This window comes from Ferruginibacter paludis (assembly GCF_030409685.1).
In the GTDB taxonomy this organism is placed as follows: domain Bacteria; phylum Bacteroidota; class Bacteroidia; order Chitinophagales; family Chitinophagaceae; genus Ferruginibacter; species Ferruginibacter paludis.
This window is the reverse complement of record NZ_JAUFQJ010000024.1, coordinates 224,069-241,615: the sequence shown is the minus strand read 5'-3', so window position 1 is coordinate 241,615 and position 17,547 is coordinate 224,069. Positions and strand designations below refer to the sequence as shown.

Genomic DNA, 17,547 nt, shown 5'->3' with positions numbered 1-17,547 from the left:
GCGGGTTTCACCAAAGCATTTTTGCCCATCAGAATAGTTGAGCAGGCATTTTATTGCCTCAATTAAATACACAGATAATAAAACAACCGGTAAATTTTATTGCACCGGAAATTAAACCATATACCAATCAACATGAGTACAATTAAATTATACAATAAGGCAAAGCTGTTTATCATAACGGCATTGCTGGCGCTGAAAATTTTTCCATCCATTGCGCAGGATGGAGTGCTGACAAATATTACGGGCCGTATTTTAGAGCAGAAAACAAAAAATGGATTAAGTGGTGCCACGATACACCTGCAGGGCTCTACCAATACCGTAACCACGGATGATAAGGGTGCATTCAAACTAACCACCTATAAAAAAGCACCCTTCCTGCTTTCCATCAGTTTTGTCGGCTACCAATCGCAGGATATACAAGTTACGGGCAGTGAACCCGTAACGGTTACGCTTGCTGAAACTTCTAACCAGTTATCGGAAGTGGCAGTTGTTGGGTATGGAACACAAAGAAGAAAAGACGTCACGGGTTCAATTGCCACCATACCCAGGGAAAATCTGAACCAGGTAACACCTTCTTTTGATAATCTTTTACAAGGCGCTGTTGCCGGACTAAATGTTACACAAAGCTCCGGGCAGCCGGGCGCTACTTCCAGCATCAGGATACGCGGTGGTAACTCGCTGAGTTTTGGTAATGATCCATTGTATGTAATTGATGGATTTATCTATTACAATGATAACGGGTTGACGAATTTAAATCCTGCTTCCGGATCAGCCGTAACAGGGGTTTCCACCAATGGACTGGCTACCATTAATCCCAGTGATATCGAATCAATCGATGTATTAAAAGATGCATCTGCTACCGCTATTTACGGTTCAAGGGGAGCGAATGGTGTGGTGATCATTACGACCAAAAAAGGTTCTAAAGGCTCCAACAATATTTCTTATACCGGCTCTTATGGAACACAGCGGGTGGATAAAAGAAATGATGTGCTCACCGGTCCCCAATGGGCTAAACTGTTTGATGATTTATACAATGCAACGCCTACTATCCAGGTTGGACTGGCTGGTAACAAAAGGGTCATCGATTCACTCGGTGCGGCCGGAGTAAATGCGGATTGGGCCGGAGAAGCCATCCGAAGAGGCAACTCTCAAAATCACCAGTTAAGTATTTATGGCGGTGATGAAAAATCGCGGTATTCTATCCAGGGAAATTATTTTAACCAGGAGGGCACGCTGATAGCAACCGATTTTAAACGATACTCAGCACGCTTTAATTACGAGAAGAATTTTACATCCAAACTAAAAATTGCTACCAGCATTTTTGGAAGTAATTCGAACGAAAATAAATTAAGGGGCTCCGCGTATAATGATATTGGTTTCAGCAGTGCTTATTCGTCTTTGTATCTCACCAATCCATTGCAGACCATTAAAAACGCAGACGGATCATACAATACTACGTTACAGCCGGCGCTGGGAAGTACGATCAATACCATTAACGGACAGCAGTATGCAGATAATCCTATTTTGGCAATTAATTCAATTACCAATCAAACAAAGCTTTCCCGGTTGCTAGGCAATTTTTCTGCCGAGTACAAATTACAGGATGGCTTAACAGCAAAGACAACTTTTGGTACTGATCTTTTAAATACCAAGCTGAATTATTTTGCACCTTCCTACACAGCTCCCGGTAACTCCAGCGGTACCATTGCAGGCTCGGGTTCTGTTGGTACAATCAATTATATTGGCTGGCTGAATGAAAATACAATCACCTACGATCACTCATTTAAAGCCAAACATTTTATTAACCTGCTGGCGGGTTACACAACACAATACCAAAAATCAGAAAATACTTTTCTTGCAGGAACAACTTTTCCTTCCGATGCTTTAGGATACAATAATTTATACCTGGCTACCGCCAATAAAGTGACTGGATCAGGAGAGGCAAAACAAACATGGAATTCGTGGCTGGGAAGAGTTTCTTATTCATTTGAACACCGCTACAATTTAACCGTGTCAGGCAGGTTCGATGGCGCATCTACAACAGGTGCCAATAATAAATGGGGCTTCTTTCCTTCCGTTGGTTTTTCATGGAATGCATCTGATGAAAAATTCTTAAAACAATTTGATAAAACCATTAGCAATGCAAAATTAAGGTTGACAGCGGGCAGTGCAGGTAATGCTAATTTCCCTGCTTATAGTGCAATAGCCACCATCAATTCCAACGGTTATTATTTCGGTAGTCCGCTCTCGGCGGTAAACGGGTTGTCGCCGACACAGCCATCCAATCCTGATTTATCATGGGAAACAACCACGCAATACAACGCAGGAATTGACCTCGGATTTTTTCATAACAGGATAACGTTGACAGGGGATGTGTACTATAAAAAAACAACCGATTTGTTTATCAGCGGTGGTGGTTTGATTCCACTGGCAACTGGCTATTCAACTGTTTCTGAAAACATCGGCAGTCTTGAAAACAAGGGTCTGGAACTGTCACTTACAACAGAGAATATTAAGACCACGGATTTCTCCTGGAAGTCAACACTGATTTATGCAAGAAACGCAAGTAAAATTTTAAGCCTGGGTCCAAGTAAATCTTTTCAACCCGTAGCACCAACAGGGCAGGTATCGCCGGTGATTGTAAAGGTTGGTCTTCCCGTGGGTACGTTTTGGGGATACAGTACAGATGGCCTGCTGACTACAGCGGATGTATATGGCGAAACACCTGCGCCAAAATTATCGGGTGTATCCCAGCAAACCGGTGACAGAAAATACCTGCACGCAGCCGGCGTTACAGGTAAGTCTATTACCACGGCAGATAAGCACAACCTGGGTAGCGCACAGGCTAAGTTTACCGCCAGTTTCAGCAATACGCTCAGTTATAAGGATTTTGATCTGAACTTTCTTTTCCAGGGATCTTTCGGCAATAAAATATTTAACCTGTTGCAACAGCAATTAGAAAAAACAACTACTACAAGTAATGTTTCTGCCGTGTTGCTGGACAGGTGGGATTCTATAGCCAATCCCAACGGACGCTTTCCTAAAGTGGTGAATGCGCCTGTGGTGCAGGTACAGGATACCTACATTGAAGATGGCTCTTATGTGCGACTGAAAAATATTTCACTGGGCTACAATGTGCCCAAAAAATTCGCTTCAAAAATAGGGGCTAAACAGGTTAAGGTAAATGTATCTGCTCAAAATGTATTAACCATTACATCTTACACAGGTGCTAATCCCGAAGCCAATTTCTACGACCAGAATAACCTGCAGCCGGGAATTGATTTCGGGGTGTATCCAAATTATAAAACCTACCAGGTTGGCGTTACCGTCATCTTTTAAATAATTAAAAAAGTATACAATGAAACAAATAATTATAGCATCTTTTGTAGCAGTTTTATCGGGTGGCTTGTTAACCTCCTGCAATAAGCTGAAAGAAAATCCACTCGGCAACTTAACACCGGGAAGCTTTTATCAAACACAGTCGGACGCTGTTGCAGCGGTTACGGCAGTTTACAGCACCCTCACCACCGATATCAACAATGATTTTGCAATCTATGGTCGTAACCTGAATTTGCTGGTAGATAATCCAAGTGATAACCAGGTGTACAGTCCCTCCAATACCAACCCTGATGTGAGGGCTTTGGGCACGGCAACTTATGTAAGCACCAACGACCGGGTGCGTAAAATATACGGGCAGTTATACTGGAGTATTAACAAAGCAAATATTGCTATTGATAAAATTCCGGAAATACCTGCGGCGCAGTTTGTAGATCCTTCGCACAGTGCATTGAACCTGGTAAGAGAAGCAAGGTTTATAAGGGCCCTGGGCTATTTTAACCTCGTTCGTTTATTTGGTGATGTGCCTGTAGTGTTGCACGATCTGAGCTCCTTCAACATAAGCGAATTGAAAATAAACAGAACGCCAAAAGATTCGGTTTACCTGCAGATAAAGGCTGACCTGGATTCGGCAACGCTGTTACCGGATACTTACTTCGGCGCAAATGTGGGACGTGTTACAAGCGGTGCAGCACATGCTTTGCTGGCCAAAGTATATACAACGCATTACGAATGGGACAAAGCAAAAACTGAGTTGGAAAAAGTTATTTCATCGGGTACCGGTTTTACAAATACAACTGGCAATTATGGCTATGATCTTTTTTCAAAATTTGCAGATGTGTTTCAGCCCGCAACAAAAAATGGTAAAGAACATATTTTCTCAGCACAGTTTAATGGCACCACCGGCGGTTTTGTAAGCAACCAAAGCCTTAGTTCTTTTACCTGGAGTACGTCTGCGTATACAGCAGATATACCTGCTGATGCATCCGTGATAGAAAATTTATTCAATGCAGAAGACCAGCGCCGCTCCACAACTTTTTATGATTCATTGTATAATCAGTCAACACAAAAATGGGCCAGATGGCCGTTCTATAATTTCTTAAAATTTGTTGATCAGAGTCCCGGCTTTACAGCAGCACTTCCCGGCAGCCAAAATGGTAGCAGCAAGGTTAATTTTCCGGTACTGCGTTATGCGGATGTGTTGTTATTGTATGCAGAAGTGCTGAATGAAATCAACGGCGCACCAACGCCGGATGCGTACCATGCCATCAATATTGTTCGTGGCAGGGCTTTTAACTCCTACAGTGGTAATGGCAATTATTCAAAAGATGCGTATGATTTACCATCAGATTTAAGCCAGGCAGGTTTCAGGGATTCTGTTTTTATAGAAAGAAGAAGAGAGTTTATACAGGAAAGCCAGCGCTGGTTTGATTTGGTTAGAAGAACAGACAGAGGCCCCGGTCAGTATTATTTAGATGCTGTAAAAAGCATGCCCGGAAATCCAAAAGCGGCCGCTACATTAAAGGATACCTTGTTCCCTATACCACAAACAGAAATTGATTTGTATGGTGGCACCAATCCAAATTTTAAACAAAACCCGGGCTGGTAATTTATCTCAATCAACATAACTGACTAATATTTTAAGAGCATAATAAAAACAACAAATGAAAAAAACAATTGCATACGCAATCATAGTTATTGGCTTGTTGCCGTTGGTGGCAAAAGCGCAAAATGATACCGAATTTAAAGGTGTTATCGGCAAAACACTGGGTGAATCAAAAGAGTGGTGGGCGGCACCTGTAAAAGCACCTGCCGGAGCACCCAATGTTGTATGGATAATTTTAGATGATGTGGGCTTTGGTGCTTCCAGTGCGTTTGGGGGTTTAATCCGTACCCCCGTATTGGATAGTCTTGCCAACAACGGTTTACGCTATACCAACTTTCATACCTGTGCCATTTGCGCTCCAACAAGATCGGCATTGTTAACCGGGCGCAACAGTCATTTCGTTCATGTGGGCGGCTTCTCTCATATTGCTTTGTCTGCTGGTTTTCCTGGTTATGATGGAAGGCTTCCTGCAAAAGATGGCACCATTGCAGAGATACTCCGGGACAATGGATACAACACATTTGCAGTAGGCAAGTATGGTGTTACACCAGATGAAGAATCCACAGATGCTGGTCCGTTTGACCACTGGCCGTCCGGCAAAGGCTTTGAACATTTCTTTGGATTTTTAGGATCGCAAACAGATCAGTATAAACCCGATCTGGTTGAAGACAATGCGCACGTTACGCCTGATGGGCGACACTTAAGTGAGCAAATGACAGATAAGGCGATCAGCTACATTGCACGCCAGCAAAAGAATGCACCGGGTAAGCCTTTCTTTTTATATTATTCACCGGGCGCAACGCATGCACCGCACCAGGTAGATAAATACTGGAGCGATCAGTACAAAGGAAAGTTTGATGAAGGATGGGATGTATTCCGCGAAAAGGTTTTTGCCAATCAAAAAAAGCAGGGCATCATACCAGCCAATGCGCAGCTGCCACTACGCAATGCAAGAGTGCAGGAGTGGAGCTCGCTGTCTTCAGATCAGAAAAAATTGTTCGCCCGTTTTTTTGAAGTGTATGCAGGTTACCTGACGTACACTGATTTTCAGATAGGCAGGGTAATAAATTATTTAAGAGAAAATAATTTGCTGGACAACACAATTGTATATGCCATCATCGGCGATAATGGCGCCAGCAAGGAGGGTACGTTGGAAGGTTCTATAACGCCTGCAACAAACTCCGCCCGCAAAAAAACGCAGGCTGATTATTTAAAAACAAATTTGGTGAATATTGATTCCATCGGTACAGCAGCAGGGTTTGCCAATTATCCGTTGGGATGGGCGCAGGCAGCCAATACCCCTTTCAGGGAATGGAAACAGGATGCGGATGCAGAAGGTGGAACACATAACCCGCTCATTATTTTCAACCCAAAAAATATAAAAGAGAAAGGTGGCATCCGTAATCAGTATGGCCATGTAATAGATCTGCTGCCCACTACATTAGAGTTTTTAAAAATCAATACACCAGAATATGTAAGGGGTATTAAGCAGGATAGCATCCAGGGAACATCGTTGCTGTATTCTTTTGCTGATGCAAAAGCGCCCTCCAGGCATACCATACAGCACTATTACATCTTTGGTTCCCGCTCTATTTATTACAATGGCTGGAAGGCTGAAGCAGCACATCATCCGGACAATGTTGATTTTGATTTTAAGCCGGGCGAAACAGTTGCAGACAAGAGCTTTGATGATGATGTATGGGAACTCTACAATCTGAATGAAGACTTTAATGAACGCAATAACCTGGCAAAAAAATACCCGGAGAAGTTAGCAGAGCTGAAAAAAATATTTGATCAGCAGGCAGAAAAAAATCACCTGTATCCATTGATTGACTGGCACGATGTGAACAATAAAAAAATCCATCATCCAAATGGAAGCGATACACAGGCACCAATAAAATAATTTATAAAAGATAAATCAATTGTTATGACGCTGACAGATGTAAACATTATTTCAAAGAAGATACTTGTTGGATTTTTAATTTTTGTTTTGCCGCTGATCATCATCGCCGGCGGATTATTACTCGTAAAACTATTATTAAATAAATAAAACAAACCATTATGGCGCTGGATAAAGTTTTAGCAAAAAAAATTGGGAAAGACATTGGCGTAAGCCTTTTCATTTATGCACTTCCCGTGGTTGCCCTGTTTGCATATTTCGCAATCAAGGGTCAAACGCCCTGGGTAAACAATACGCATCAACCGGCGAATGTGGATGTGCCGGCCGTGTTTAAGTTTTTAGAACCTGCATTGAAAAATATCAGGTCCTGGGGCTTCCTGGTAATTGCACTTGTATTGGGTGCAATAGAATTTGCACTTGGTTTGTATGACAACAAATGGACAAAAAGTGAGCGCAAGGTGGACATCGTTTGTTTTTTAGCGCCTAAGTTTTTACTGCCACCGGTAACTGCATTTTTTAGTTTGAAATTGTTGCCGTTGATATTGCCAGGCCTTGCCAACGAGTTTTCCTGGGTGCCTTTCTGGGCGGGCTTTTTTATCATCGCTGTGGCAGATGATTTAACACAGTACTGGTACCACCGCCTGCATCACCAGGTGCCTTTTTTATGGCGTTTTCACCGTACGCATCACTCAGCTCCTTACATGGGTATGGCCATGGCGAGCAGGCAGAATTTTATTTACACGGTTTTCTTTTCGCAGATCTATTTAACGGCGGCACTCATTTACCTGGGGCTCGGTTTTCCGGCATTGGTGGTGACCGTTATCAAATCTTTCATTACGCTTTCAGCACATTCAAGTATTGCCTGGGACAAACCATTTTATAAATACAAGGCATTGCACCCGGTAGCATGGGTATTGGAAAGATTGATATCTACACCTGCTACGCACCAGTCGCACCATGCCGACACCGTTGGTGATGGTGTTGGTAACTACAAGGGCAATTTTGGCAACATGTTTTTTTTGTGGGATGTAATTTTTAAAACGGGCATCATCACCCGCAAGTATCCAACAACCTTTGGTATTAAATTTTACAAACAGGAAGAATGGTATGCACAATTCTTATGGCCCATCTTTAAGTCGAAAGTGGCAGGGAGTGAACTTTCTGCTAACGGGCCCGAGGTTGGCGACGAAGTAGGTCCGGTACTTTTTGATGAATCCGATCTGTATGTTTCGGAGCAATTAAAAAGAGAGGCTGTTGCATAAATCATGGTAGTCGGTTTTGGTTAAATACACACATGCATGATGGTCGTCTTATACGGCCATTGTGCTTTTAAAAAAGAGCACAATGAAAAAGACAATGTTTTTTGCGCTGCTTGCACTACTCTTTACAACAGGTAAAGCGCAAACTGCTTCAACGCTGCGCATTACCGGAACAAGGTTTACATTTCCCGTATTTAAAAAATGGGCGGAGGAGTATAGAAAAATTCATCCGCAAGTTACCATCCAGGTAGCATCTGGCATACCGGCCGACAGTGCCGATATTTTGATTGCATCACACATATTAAAACCTGGTGATGTAAAGGACGGGCAAACCAGTGTTGCCCTAACCCGGTACGTGCAGCTGCCGGTTGTAAATAGTGCAAAGCCCGATTTAAATACACTTACCGGGAAAGGCTTTACAGAAGCAAATTTCAGGCAGATTTATTTTACGGATACAAGTTCCGGCGTTAAAGGTTTCAATAGCCCGTATACAGTGTACAAGCGCCAGAAAGCCGCCTGTTCTTCCGTGGCATTTGCCAATCACTTTGGTGGTGATCATAAGGATATAAAAGGAACGGGCGTAGCCGGCGATGACCAGGATTTGCTGGAAGCTGTAAAAGCCGATGTCAATGCGGTGTCTCACAACAGTCTGGGCATTATCTACGATATTCAGACCAGAAAAGTGAATGACAGCATCGCAATCGTTCCGATTGATTTAAACGAGAATGGAAAGATAGATGCAGAGGAGAAAATATATGCAACATTGGATGGGGTAGTGTTATTTGTTGAAAAAACAAATCATCCCAAAATTCCAACAGAAAATGTAAATGTAATTTTCAGTGCAACAAAAAATCACCAGTTAGTGACTGATTTTTTAACGTGGGTAATTACAAAAGGCCAGCAATTCAATCATCAATTTGGCCTGCTGAATTTAAGTGCTGCCACCGTACAACAGGAGCAGGCGTTGCTCGTTAAAACAGCTGTGTTAAAATCGTGTACGCCTTCTTTGGCTGGGTTAAAAAGTAATACTATAAAAGGCGACATAAAAACTATTAGTCAGTAAACTGTTACCCGGTCCGGTTGAGACCGGATAAAATTGTTACTTGATATAAACCACGTGATAGGTTTAATAGATGGACAAAGCACATGTCCGGTCAGCATTGTTTTCCATTTAAACACGAAGAATAACCATGAAGCAATTAAATTTTAATAGGGCAATACTGATAATAGCAACCATTGCATGCATTACCTTAATTACGGCTTTTACAAAAAAGAAAAGAGGCAACGATGCGGTAGCTGGTTTAGTCGCCCATGAAAAATTAAGCTGTATAGCCTGTGTAAGTACATCCGCAAAAATACCTTCCCGTTCATTTGCCTTTAAAATGGTGTCGTTTGAAAATAGTGTTGTTGCTGATAACAGTCTCGGTGAAGAAATGAAATTAATCCCAGGCGGAACATTTCAAATGGGCACGGATGAATATGAAGATTGTAATCCCATTCATAGTGTTACTGTAAAGCCATTCCTGATGGACGAACATGAGGTAACGAATGCACAGTTTAAAAAATTCGTCAAGGCGACAGGTTATAAAACAATTGCCGAACGTCCTTTGAATCCGAAAGATTATTCGGGTGCTGCAAAAGAAAAATTGGTGCCGGGTTCTGCGGTATTTACGCCAACCGACAAACCTGTTTCACTGGAAGATCCTTATCAATGGTGGGTGTATATGCCCGGTGCTAACTGGAGACATCCCCGCGGTCCGTCAAGTTCCATTGCAGGAAAAGAAAAAGAACCCGTTGTACAGATATGCTACGCAGATGCATCGGCTTATGCAAAGTGGGCAGGTAAAAGATTGCCTACTGAAGCGGAATGGGAATTTGCCGCGAGGGCTGGAAGGCCCGCTACTAAATACTATTGGGGTAATGAGTTGAAGCCCGGCGGTAAATGGGTGGCCAATATTTACCAGGGGAATTTCCCGGATCACAATACAAAAGAAGATGGATACAGCGGCGTGGCACCGGTAAAATCTTTTCCTCCCAACCCGTATGGATTGTATGATATGGATGGTAATGTGTGGGAATGGTGCAGTGATTTATACCGGCCGGATTATTATAAAAGCAGCCCTGTCAATAACCCAAAAGGACCAGCCGATAGTCTTGACCCCGATGAGCCCGGGCTTGAAAAACATGTACAACGGGGCGGTTCATTTATTTGCAGCGACCAGTATTGCATCCGGTACAAAGCAAGCAGCAGGGGCAAGGGTGAAACCTCCAGTGCTGGCAACAATTTAGGATTCCGGTGTGTGAAGGATGTTAACTAGATGGGTAGCTATAAAGCCAGCTCTTGAAGCTGCCGGATATCGTCCGGTGTTGTTCGGCAGCAGCCTCCGATAATTGTTGCACCGGCTGCAAACCAACTTTTCGCATCATCAATAAAGTGATTGTGATGTGTTGTATCGGGCAACCAGCATTTATTGGCGGCATCCCAGGTTTCGCCTTTGTTGGGATAGACAACTATCGGTTTATTAGTTTGCCCCGAAGCGATTGTCATCAGGGATACGATGTATTGAGGCGCCGTGCAATTGACACCGGCAGCAATAACTTGCGGGCTTTGGCTGACGAGCTTTATCGCATCAGCAAAATTTTCGCCGCTGCTGATATGCGTTTCATCCTTGCAACTAAAACTGATCCATGCATACACGCCGGGAAATTCTGTAAGTAATTCAACAAGGGCAATTGCTTCATCAATACAGGGGATTGTTTCGCAGGCCAGGAAATCAGCCCCGGCATCAATCAATACTTTTAAACGCGCCAGGTGAAATGTTTTTAATGCTGCAATGGTAACGCCATAATTACCGCGGTATTCAGATCCATCAGCCAGGGATGCGCCGTATGGCCCTACAGAGGCGGCAACCAGCGGTTGTGTTTTACGGGATACAGTTTTCATCGCTTCGTTGCGGGCATTAATGGCCAGTGTTACACTCAGCTGCATCAATTCAATTGCCTGCTCTTTTGTGTAGCCATTTTTTTCAAAGCCTTCGAAACTTGCCTGGTAACTTGCGGTAGTAACAATATCAGCACCAGCCATCAAATAATCATGATGTACCTGCTGAATCAATTGCGGATCTTCTTTCAGCAATTTCGCCGACCATAAGGCATGATTCAGATCGGCTCCACGTGCTTCCAGTTCGGTAGCCATTGCGCCATCTGAAATTACAATTCCTTTATCGGCTATAAATGGCGCAAACAGATTTTTCATATATGGTGTATCGGTAAAAGCACAGTCTTATTTTGTCAGCTTCACAGCGGTATCCAATCGTTGCGCCACATTATCCCAGTTGATAATATTGAACAGTGCATCAACAAAATCAGTGCGTTTGTTTTTGTATTTTAAATAATAGGCATGCTCCCAAACATCAATCACCAATAATGGAATGGCGCCCCATTGAGTAAGTTTTTCGTGGTTCTCACATTGCAAAACTGTCAGGCTATCGCTGTAAGGTTGATAAGCCACGATGCCCCATCCATTGCCATCCACATTTTTGGAGGTTTCTGAAATCAATGATTTTAAGCGTTCGTTGCTGCCAAAATTTTTCTCAATGCGTTTTAATAAATCACTGGTGGGTACTGTTTTTTTATTGGTAAGATTTGTCCAGAAGATGGAGTGTAAAATATGCGATGAAAAATGATAGGATAATTTTTTGGTCCAGAAATCTACCGTTTCGAGGTTGTTATCATCCAGCCCTTTTTTAATCATCTGCAAATCTTTATTGGCTCCTTTTACCGCACCGCCATGATGAAAGGTATAATGCAGGTGCATGGTTTCCGCATCCATATAAGGTTCCAAAAAGCTTTCACTGTAGGGCAATGCCGACTGGATATAATTGCCATTTGCATCCACGAGTTTGTCTATGGAATTGTCGGCCAGGTTTTTTGCAAAGGCGGTGTTGGTTCCCAAAAAAGTGGCGGCTCCGGCTAAACTTCCTGCTTTTAAAAAATGCTTTCTGTTCATACAACTATTTTTATGATGATGCCCAATAGTGCGGCGACTAAAATTACGTAGGGCTCATGAATTTTTTTGTTAACAAATAAGGCGGTAATTGTTATTGCGGCTATGACGGCCGTTGTAATATCGGTGATACTCCTGGAGGCAATTACAACAACAGAGCCAACCAATGCACCAACCACAGCGGCTGTAATGCCGTCTACAAATGCTTTGATGGATTGATTTTTTGCTATCTTTTTAAAATAGGGAGCTGGTATAATGGTAAACAGGTAACAAGGAAAAAAAGTGGCCAGTGCCGCAACTGAGGCACCAGGAAAACCGGCTATCAGGTAACCGATAAAACCAACGGTAATTACCACCGGGCCGGGCGTGATCATGGCTACGGCTACCGCATCTACAAATTGTTGTTCATTTAACCAATGATTTTCTGTTACAACACCCGCATGTAAAAAGGGAACAATGGCCAGGCCGCTTCCAAAAACAAAGGCGCCGGCTTTGGCAAAGAAGATGGCTATTTTACCCAATGTACCGGCTTCATAATTCCAGAAACCAATCTGTAAAAGAACAAACGTATTGACCGTTTTATTGCTGAACCATTTGGGGGGTGCTTTTACAAACATATAAATAAGACCTGCACCAACAAACAGCAACAGCTGCTCATGTTGGGTAATAAAAGTAATGATTGCTGCTGCGATATAAAACAGCCATAGCAGCCAATGTTGTTTAAAAGAAGCCAGGTTAAACTGGCCGACCGATTTGGTAGTGAGTTTGTAAGAACTATTTGTAATGATACCGATAACAGCTGCTCCTACACCATAAAATACAGCCTGCATCCAAACGAGTCCGCCGTATAATTTATAGGCCATGCCCAACAATACCACCATTATAAAAGAAGGAATTACAAAAGCAATACCGGCCAATGTGGCCCCTGCAATTTTATGATGTACAAAACCCAGGTAAATGGCTAATTGAGCAGCCAGCGGGCCGGGAGCTAGTTGTGCCAAGGCCAATCCCTGCTTATATTCTTCTTCTGATATCCATCCCCTTTTTTCTACAAGGTCTTTATGCATGTAGCCTACCAGCGCAACGGGACCACCAAACCCGGTTGTGCCCAGTTTTAAAAAATACAGTACCAGTTGTTGCAGTGTATAAGACTGTTTGTTTTGCTCATCCATTTTATACAATTTTATTCAATTGGATAATTTAGCTATCACTTTAGTGCCACCTTTCAGTTCTTCTGTTGGCTTTAATACGAGTGTATCGCCCGCATTTATCTCACCAAATATTTCCACTTTATCACCCATATTAAAACCTGTTCTTACATCTATCCATTGTGTTGTATTGCCAGTTACTTTTATAACAAATTTCTTTTCTAAAGTTGTAACGACCGCAGCTACCGGCACTACCAGTGATTTGCCTGAACGAAGAAAAAATAATTTCACATCTGCATAACTGCCCGCTTTCAATTCCCTGCCGGTATTGGGTATTTCAAACTCCCACACTTCGCTGCGGGTGGCTTCATCTATGCTGCCTGCTTTGCGGACCAGCTTTGCTTTAAATTTTTTATCAGGAAAAGCACGGGTAGTTAACTCACAGGAATTATCTAACAAAACCGCCCCAGTATAAATTTCCGGCACCGGTACTTTTAACCGGAGAACGGCATTGTCTTCCAGTTCAAATAGCGGTTTTTCACCGGCGTTGCCAACAAAGGAACCTACTTCAATATTTCTTTTGGTGATGATGCCATTATAGGGAGCAATGATAGCAAGATAGCCGCCAACCTGCCGGTAAGAAGAAGCTGCAAAACGGGCAGCATTTTGTTCAGACTCATCCGCCTGCATCTGGTTTTTTGATTTTTGTAATTCGGTGGGAGCTATTACACCATCTGTTTTAGAGGCGATGGAAATTCTTTCATAATAATCTTTACTGGCTTGATAACGGGATTGTGCTGCGTTTACTTTTTCATTCAGTTCCTGCAAACGGGTATTGATTTCCGGAGCATCAATTAAAGCCAGTATTTGCCCTTTGCTGACTTTGGAACCAATGTCTGCATTCAGCTTGCGGATGTAGCCCTGCACTTTTGCACGGATCTGTACATTTTCGTTGGCAGTCAATTCCCCCGGCAAGGCAAGCGTTTTTTTCGCTGAATCCAATGCCACCAAAAATACTTTTACCGAATCTGTTTTGGCCTCCTCTTTTTTAGCGCTTGTCTTTTCATCCTGCTGGTCGCAGGAGGCAAATGCCATTAATAAAAAGATGGCTGTAATAATTTTCATATCGCTTGTATATTTAAATATTGCTGTCATAATAAATTGAATTTTCGTCAGTAGGGTCAAGCGATGTATTAGTTGGTTTATTGTTGCCCATCATCGAGTCATACACCAACGGTACTAAACACAAGGTGATAATGGTACTGAACAATAAACCGCCGATTACGGCAATACCCAACGGTGCTGTTTGCTGGCCACTCTCACCCAAACCCAATGCCATCGGCAACATACCTGCCACCATAGCAAGGCTTGTCATTAAAATTGGCCGCAGGCGATTGGTGGCTGCCTGTGTGCCAATAGATAAAATATTGGTTTGTTGCGAACGGATAAGTTCTGCATTTGACACTAGTAAAATGGCATTGGAAACCGCTACACCAATGGCCATAATACAGCCCATGAAAGATTGAATATTTAAAGTGTTGCCTGTTATCCATAACAAAAACATGGAGCCGGCAATTACACCAGGCAATGCCGACAATACAGTCAATGCCAGTTTGAAAGATTGAAAATAAGCGGTAAATATTAAAGCGATCACCACAATGGCCAGTAACAGGCCAATAGACAATTCACTGATGGTTTGTTCTAAAATTTCCGACTGCCCACGCAGGTACACTTTCACGCCTTGTGGTAATTCGCCTGAATTTTTGATGGTGGTATTTACATCAGCAACTGCTTTTCCCAGGTCTTGTTTATGAATGTTTGCAGTTACGGTGATGAACCTTTGTTGATTAATGCGGTCGTACTCACCAATGGAATTTCCTTTTTTCAACTCCGCAATATCTCTGAGATAAACGGTATTATCGCCTGATTTACCAACGGGTACCTGGTCTAATTGTTCCGGTGTACTCATGGCAAGTTGGGGATATTCTACCTGCACCTGGTATGCATTACCGGCTGCTTTATCCAACCAGTAAACCGGCTGTGTTAAACGGCTGGAGGAAGTGGCTTCCAAAACTGACTTACCAGCCTGGTCAACTGTTAAGCCCATTTGCCCCGTTCTCAGCCTGTCGTAATTAATTTGCAGCGTAGGGTAATCAAGCGGTTGTGCTATCTGTACATCGCGGAGGTAATTAATTTTATTTAACGATGCTTTCAATTTCTCAGCGATCTCCCGGCTCTGTGCTAAATTTTTTCCCTGCACTACCACTTCAATAGCGTTGCTGGCGCCAAGACTCATCACCTGGTCAACCAGGTTGGCCGGTTCAAAAGAAAGGGTAGCCCCGGGAATATTTTTTAAAACAGATGATCGCAATTGTTCTTTAAGGTTTTCGATGTTGATGCCGGTACCTTTTACAAGATTCACTTTTATCAATGCTTCATGTGGCCCGCTGGTGTATAAAAAAATTGGTGTGATGGCATAAGATTGTGGATGAAGCCCGACAAAAGCAGAAGTGATGGCTACATTTTTTTTACCTGCAAGGCTATCAATAATGGTCAATGTTTTTTTGGTAGCATCTTCTGTTCTTTCGATCCTTGTACCGGCAGGCATTCTCAGTCTTAGCTGCAATTGACCGGCATCTACTTTCGGGAATATTTCTGTGCCTGCACTTTTAAATCCAATGTATGCACCAGCCAATAAAAAAATTATTAATAAGGGTACAACTATGTAACGCAGGTGAGTTAGTGTTTGAATGAAGGAAGATAAACGCTGTTTTGTTTTAACAAGCGTTTGTTCACTCTCTTTTACTATTCCTTTTTTTAATAACCAGTTTGATAATACCGGCACTAAAGTTTGCGATAATAAAAAAGAAGCGATCATAGCAAATGCTACCGCCATAGAAAGCGGCATAAACATTGACCTCGGCACACCAGTCATAAATAAAGCAGGAACAAATACAGCAAGGATGCTTAGCACTATCAATAATTTTGGTACTGCGATTTCCTGGCAGGCATCCCAGATAGCCCTGGATCTTACTTTACCCATATCAAGATGATGGTGGATATTTTCAATGGTAACGGTAGACTCATCTACCAGAATGCCAACTGCCAAAGCCAGGCCACCAAGAGTCATTATATTAATTGTTTGCCCTGCCAGGTACAAACAAACAAGAGAGCTAACTAATGCCAGTGGAATATTTATCACAACAATGATGGCACTTCTTATATCTCTTAAAAACAACAATACCATTAAGCCGGTGAGCAATGCTCCCAACAAGCCTTCGTACAATAAACTTTTTAACGAGTTAATGACATAACCCGACTGGTCAAATTCGTAACTAACTTTTATATCTTCCGGTATGGAGGCCTGCATATCCGGCAACGCTTTTTTAACTGACTGAACTACATCCCAGGTAGAAGCATCCGCTCTTTTTGTAACAGGAATATAAACAGAACGTTTACCATTGATCAATGCATATCCTGTAGTTACATCTGCACCGTTATCAACCGTAGCAAGGTCTCTTACCAATACAGTAGTGCCGTCAATATTTTTAACCGTTACATTTTCCAGCTCTTTAAAATTATCTACCACGCTGTTGGATGGTGTAATGATCGCTTTATCACCTGAACGGATATTACCTGCAGGAAGGATAGGGTTATTTTTTGCGATAGCAGCCACCAGTTCCTCGGCAGTAATGTTGTAACTTCTCAACCTTTCCGGATCTGCTTTAATAATAACCGTGCGTTGGTTGCCACCAATGGGCGGTGGCGCTGAAACACCCGCCAGTGCTGCAAACATGGGCCTTACTTTAAACAAAGCCAGGTCCTGAATTTCATTTAGTGAACGGCTTTCACTTGTAAATACCAACTGTCCAACCGGAACAGAGCCAGCATCGTACCGCATTACGAAGGGGGGCAATGTACCAGGCGGCATAAAGGAACGGGCACGGCTCACATAAGATATTACTTCGGCCATTGCATTGGCCATATCAGTGCCTTCATGAAATTGTAATTTTACCAAACAGAGTCCTTGTATAGATTTACTTTCTACTGCTTTAATACCCGTGATATACAAAAAATGGTACTCGTAATATGAGGTAATAAAACCTTCCATTTGCTGGGGAGATAGTCCACCGTAAGTTTGGGCAACATAAATAGTAGGTGCATTGATAGCAGGCAAAATATCAATGGATGTTTTACGGATCGCCAGGATAGAAAACAATACAATGCCCAACACGAACACGATGATGGCAATGGGTTTTCGAAGTGCAAATTGTATTAGTCTGATCATTATG

At 42.6% G+C, this 17,547-nt stretch carries 12 protein-coding genes; 7 read left to right on the top strand and 5 right to left on the bottom strand.

Annotated features, from left to right (window positions below):
• Positions 1-132: 132 nt before the first annotated feature.
• The 7 genes from QWZ08_RS25415 (at position 133) to QWZ08_RS25385 (ending at position 10,419) form a co-directional block, all read left to right on the top strand.
• Complete coding sequence (locus QWZ08_RS25415) at positions 133-3,339, top strand: SusC/RagA family TonB-linked outer membrane protein (RefSeq protein ID WP_290340500.1); 3,207 nt, start codon at positions 133-135, stop codon at positions 3,337-3,339.
• 19 nt (positions 3,340-3,358) lie between these two features.
• Positions 3,359-4,945, top strand: coding sequence for a RagB/SusD family nutrient uptake outer membrane protein (locus QWZ08_RS25410; protein WP_290340499.1), 1,587 nt, complete (start codon positions 3,359-3,361; stop codon positions 4,943-4,945).
• Between the two features lie 55 nt (positions 4,946-5,000).
• Positions 5,001-6,845: an arylsulfatase gene (locus tag QWZ08_RS25405; protein WP_290340498.1), complete on the top strand. Its 1,845-nt coding sequence runs from the start codon at positions 5,001-5,003 to the stop codon at positions 6,843-6,845.
• Positions 6,846-6,869: 24 nt separating this feature from the next.
• Positions 6,870-6,992 carry a hypothetical protein gene (locus QWZ08_RS25400; RefSeq protein WP_290340497.1) on the top strand — a complete coding sequence of 41 codons (123 nt, stop codon included), beginning with the start codon at positions 6,870-6,872 and terminating at the stop codon, positions 6,990-6,992.
• Between the two features lie 11 nt (positions 6,993-7,003).
• Positions 7,004-8,104 carry a sterol desaturase family protein gene (locus QWZ08_RS25395; RefSeq protein WP_290340496.1) on the top strand — a complete coding sequence of 367 codons (1,101 nt, stop codon included), beginning with the start codon at positions 7,004-7,006 and terminating at the stop codon, positions 8,102-8,104.
• A gap of 82 nt (positions 8,105-8,186) precedes the next feature.
• Entirely contained in the window at positions 8,187-9,164 is a 978-nt protein-coding gene (locus QWZ08_RS25390; RefSeq protein ID WP_290340495.1) for a type 2 periplasmic-binding domain-containing protein, read from the top strand.
• A gap of 127 nt (positions 9,165-9,291) precedes the next feature.
• Positions 9,292-10,419, top strand: coding sequence for a formylglycine-generating enzyme family protein (locus QWZ08_RS25385; protein WP_290340494.1), 1,128 nt, complete (start codon positions 9,292-9,294; stop codon positions 10,417-10,419).
• Positions 10,420-10,427: 8 nt separating this feature from the next.
• On the opposite strand, the gene mmuM is transcribed toward QWZ08_RS25385, so the two are convergent.
• Genes mmuM through QWZ08_RS25360 form a run of 5 tightly spaced genes read right to left on the bottom strand, consistent with a single transcriptional unit; the run spans position 10,428 to position 17,543 of the window.
• Complete coding sequence (mmuM, locus tag QWZ08_RS25380) at positions 10,428-11,357, bottom strand: homocysteine S-methyltransferase (RefSeq protein ID WP_290340493.1); 930 nt, start codon at positions 11,355-11,357, stop codon at positions 10,428-10,430.
• A gap of 27 nt (positions 11,358-11,384) precedes the next feature.
• Positions 11,385-12,110: a superoxide dismutase gene (locus QWZ08_RS25375; protein ID WP_290340492.1), complete on the bottom strand. Its 726-nt coding sequence runs from the start codon at positions 12,108-12,110 to the stop codon at positions 11,385-11,387.
• Positions 12,107-13,279 (bottom strand): chromate transporter, encoded by a 1,173-nt coding sequence (locus tag QWZ08_RS25370; protein WP_290340491.1) that lies wholly within the window; start codon positions 13,277-13,279, stop codon positions 12,107-12,109. The genes QWZ08_RS25375 and QWZ08_RS25370 overlap by 4 nt, the downstream gene beginning before the upstream one ends.
• Positions 13,280-13,294: 15 nt before the next feature.
• Entirely contained in the window at positions 13,295-14,410 is a 1,116-nt protein-coding gene (locus tag QWZ08_RS25365; RefSeq protein WP_290340490.1) for an efflux RND transporter periplasmic adaptor subunit, read from the bottom strand.
• Positions 14,394-17,543, bottom strand: coding sequence for an efflux RND transporter permease subunit (locus QWZ08_RS25360; protein ID WP_290340489.1), 3,150 nt, complete (start codon positions 17,541-17,543; stop codon positions 14,394-14,396). Before QWZ08_RS25360 ends, QWZ08_RS25365 begins: the two co-directional genes overlap by 17 nt.
• Between the last annotated feature and the right edge of the window lie 4 nt (positions 17,544-17,547).

What these genes read in the sequence shown, in the direction of transcription:
- QWZ08_RS25370 (WP_290340491.1), bottom strand. Translation starts at nt 13,279, where the DNA reads ATGGATGAGCAAAACAAACAGTCTTATACACTGCAACAACTGGTACTG.
- QWZ08_RS25375 (WP_290340492.1), bottom strand. Translation starts at nt 12,110, where the DNA reads ATGAACAGAAAGCATTTTTTAAAAGCAGGAAGTTTAGCCGGAGCCGCC.
- mmuM (WP_290340493.1), bottom strand. Translation starts at nt 11,357, where the DNA reads ATGAAAAATCTGTTTGCGCCATTTATAGCCGATAAAGGAATTGTAATT.
- QWZ08_RS25415 (WP_290340500.1), top strand. Translation starts at nt 133, where the DNA reads ATGAGTACAATTAAATTATACAATAAGGCAAAGCTGTTTATCATAACG.
- QWZ08_RS25400 (WP_290340497.1), top strand. Translation starts at nt 6,870, where the DNA reads ATGACGCTGACAGATGTAAACATTATTTCAAAGAAGATACTTGTTGGA.
- QWZ08_RS25405 (WP_290340498.1), top strand. Translation starts at nt 5,001, where the DNA reads ATGAAAAAAACAATTGCATACGCAATCATAGTTATTGGCTTGTTGCCG.
- QWZ08_RS25365 (WP_290340490.1), bottom strand. Translation starts at nt 14,410, where the DNA reads ATGACAGCAATATTTAAATATACAAGCGATATGAAAATTATTACAGCC.
- QWZ08_RS25360 (WP_290340489.1), bottom strand. Translation starts at nt 17,543, where the DNA reads ATGATCAGACTAATACAATTTGCACTTCGAAAACCCATTGCCATCATC.
- QWZ08_RS25390 (WP_290340495.1), top strand. Translation starts at nt 8,187, where the DNA reads ATGAAAAAGACAATGTTTTTTGCGCTGCTTGCACTACTCTTTACAACA.
- QWZ08_RS25395 (WP_290340496.1), top strand. Translation starts at nt 7,004, where the DNA reads ATGGCGCTGGATAAAGTTTTAGCAAAAAAAATTGGGAAAGACATTGGC.
- QWZ08_RS25410 (WP_290340499.1), top strand. Translation starts at nt 3,359, where the DNA reads ATGAAACAAATAATTATAGCATCTTTTGTAGCAGTTTTATCGGGTGGC.
- QWZ08_RS25385 (WP_290340494.1), top strand. Translation starts at nt 9,292, where the DNA reads ATGAAGCAATTAAATTTTAATAGGGCAATACTGATAATAGCAACCATT.